2 protein-coding genes are annotated in these 2842 nt (G+C 70.5%); both read right to left on the minus strand.

The window, feature by feature from the left end:
- Positions 1-1971, minus strand: a complete 1971-nt coding sequence (locus KBI44_21840) for a hypothetical protein (protein ID MBP9147130.1) — start codon at positions 1969-1971, stop codon at positions 1-3.
- Positions 1972-2096: 125 nt separating this feature from the next.
- Positions 2097-2842: hypothetical protein (locus KBI44_21845; protein ID MBP9147131.1), on the minus strand; the 746-nt coding region annotated here is incomplete at its 5' end.

Consider the following 2842-nt stretch of genomic DNA (forward strand, 5'->3'; position numbering starts at 1 on the left):
TCAGGGCAGCGGAGTCGAGAAGACGCCGCCTCCCGCTGTGCCGACCCAGAGACGAAGGTCCGCGGCGCTGCCGCCGACGGCGAGGGCGCGGACGTCGCGGTGGGGGAGGCTCTCGCTCATCGAGGTCCAGGTGGCGCCGCCGTCGCGGCTGGTGAAGACGCCCCGCCAGCTGCCGGCGAAGAGCTTGCCGTCGGGCGCGACCGCGACCGATTCGACATCCTCTTCGGCGACGGCCGAGCCCGCTTTCTCGAAGCTCGTTCCGCCGTCGCGCGACAGGAACATCCCCTTCTCGGTGGCGACGAAGAGCCTGGCTGTCTGCGTCGGATCGATGACGACCTCGCGCAGATCGATGCCGGAGGGCAGGCCGCCGCCCGCTGCGACCCACTTCGCGCCGCCGTCGTCGGTGCGATAGAGGGCCTTCCCGACGACCGCGTAGACGACACCCGGTGCCGCGGCGCGGAGCAGCGTCACGTCGCCGCCGGGCAGCCCGACGCCCGCGGCCTTGAAACTCTTGCCGCCGTCGACCGACTTCCAGACCGCCTGGCCGGGATCGTCGTTCGACCAGGAGCCGGCATAGAGGATGTTCGAATTCCCTGGATCCAGCGCCAGGCTGCGAAACTGCGCCGAGGCGAGGTTGCCCTTGATCAGGTCGCGCGTCGAAAGCTCCTTCTTCGCGAGCTCCCGAAAGCTCTTGCCGCCGTCGTTCGACCGCCAAGCGCTCGAAGTGTCGAACGCCCAGACGGTCTCCGGCGACTGGCGGTCGAAGAGCAGGCCGTCGAGCTCGACCTCGTCGCCGTCGTCCTCGAACGGCTCGGCCTTCTCCTCCCAGGTGCCGGCGGCGTCGCGGCGGAAGAGGCCGGTCGCCGTCTGGACGAAGATCGTCGCCGAGGCGGGACTGGCGTCGATCCTCTCGACCCAGGCGGCGGCGAGGCCGGCGCTCGACGGCGCCCAGGTCGCGCCGCCATCCGCGCTACGGTAGATCCCGGCGCCCGAGCTCGCGGCCAGCATCAGCCGGGTGTCGGCCGGATCGAACGAGACGGCGCGCAGGAGATAGCGCCCGCTGTCGCGATCCGAGCGCTGCCAGCTGGCGCCGCCGTCGGTCGTGCGGAAGAGCCCCTTCTCCGACGCCAGCCAGAGGTGATCCGCCTTGCCGGGCTCGAAGCGCAGGGTGTAGATGTCGTCGGTGCCGCCGATGGGCACGGCGAGCGCGGTGAAGGTCGCGCCGCGATCGGCCGACTTCGCGAGATGGCCCGAGCGGCTCGCGGCGTAGACCGTCGCGCTGTTCATCGGGTCGACTTGGAGGAGATGGATCGGCGGTTCGAGGCCCGCTCCCACCGGCTTCCAGCTCTTGCCACCGTCGTCGCTGCGCGACATGTGCGCGGCGCCGCTCTCCTGGCCGCCGTGCCCGCCGGCATAGACGACGTCGGGATTCTTCGGGTCGACCGCCATGGCGTAGGCGTCCTGGCCCTCGACCCGGAAGTCGCTCCAGCTCTTGCCGCCGTCGCGACTGTGGTAGTGCAGGTTCGTCGAGGGCACCCAGATATCGGCCGGCCGCGACGGCGCGAAAGCGATGCGGTAGCCCACCGGATGGAGGGTCGACATCTGACCGGAGTAGTTGTCGGTCACGACGCTCCAGGTCTTCCCCTGGTCGCGCGAGCGCCAGAGGGCCGGTTTCCCGGGATTGTCGACACCGAGCCAGAGCGTGCCGGGGGTGCCGGGGTCGAGCTCGAGCCATTGGATGCGGCTGTTGGTCTTGGGCCGCCCGGCAGCCACCCAGTTGCGGCCGGAGTCGGTGCTGCGGAAGATGCCGCCGTTCGATGCCGCGGCATAGGCCAGGCCCGGCGTCCGCGCATCGAAGGCGACATCCACCACCGTGCCGAGGAAGGGGCCCTCGGAGCGCCAGGCGATGGCCTCGTCCGCCAGGGCCGTCGGCGGCAATGAAAGCGGGATCAGTCCAGCGACGACAACCAACGCAAGGATGGATCTTCTGGGCGGGAGCGACGGATGCATGGTGCCTCCTCGAAGTGAGCGTCGTTCGGGGAGGAAGACGCTATCCGAGGCGGCGGGGGGACAGGAAGGCTCGGCGGAGCTCCCCGTCAGAGGCAGTCGGGAGCGCCGACGGTGACGGACCAGTAGCAGCTGTCGCCGGCTTCGAAGTTGTCGCGGAAGAGGCAGCCGTCGACCGAGTTGCCCTCCGAGCAGTTCTTGGCGCGGTCGGTCGCGATGCCGGTGAAGGGGCCGAAGGCGTTGCCGATCGCCGTCACGACCCGGGTCGGGGCGACGTTCCCCACGGCCGTGCGCGCGTGGCCGACGAAGTTCTCGTCCGTGCCGCCTTCGTTGCCGATCAGGAGCTCGTCGCCGTCGGTCAGGACCGCCTGGTGCGGCGCACTGAGGAGAGTCGAGCCACCGCGGATCTCCCGCAGCCAGGTGGCCGTACCGCTCGCCGTCCTGGAGTAGAAGCGCACGGCGTTGCGGCCCAGGTCGACGACGATCAGCTCGTCGTTCGCGAGATCGACCAGCAGGCCGCGCGGATTGCCGGTGCCCGCGCCGGTCAACGAAAGCGTGCGCAGCGGCGCGGCATTGTCGGCCGCCGTGCGGGCGAAGACCCGGACGCGCGCGGTGCCGCTCGAGGCTGCGACGTAGAGCTCGTCGTGGACGAGATCGAGGAAGCCCATCGTCGGGAGCGTGAGACCGGTAAGTGCGCCCGTGATCGTCCGTGTCGGAGCGACGTCGCCGTCGGCGAGCCGGGGGAAGACGCGCACGGCTCCGGCCGCATCGACGACATAGACCTCGTCGTGAACCAGATCGAGAATCGTGGCGCAGGCGTTGACGAGCCCGGTGC

The organism is Thermoanaerobaculia bacterium (assembly GCA_018057705.1).
Taxonomy (GTDB): Bacteria; Acidobacteriota; Thermoanaerobaculia; order Multivoradales; family JAGPDF01; genus JAGPDF01.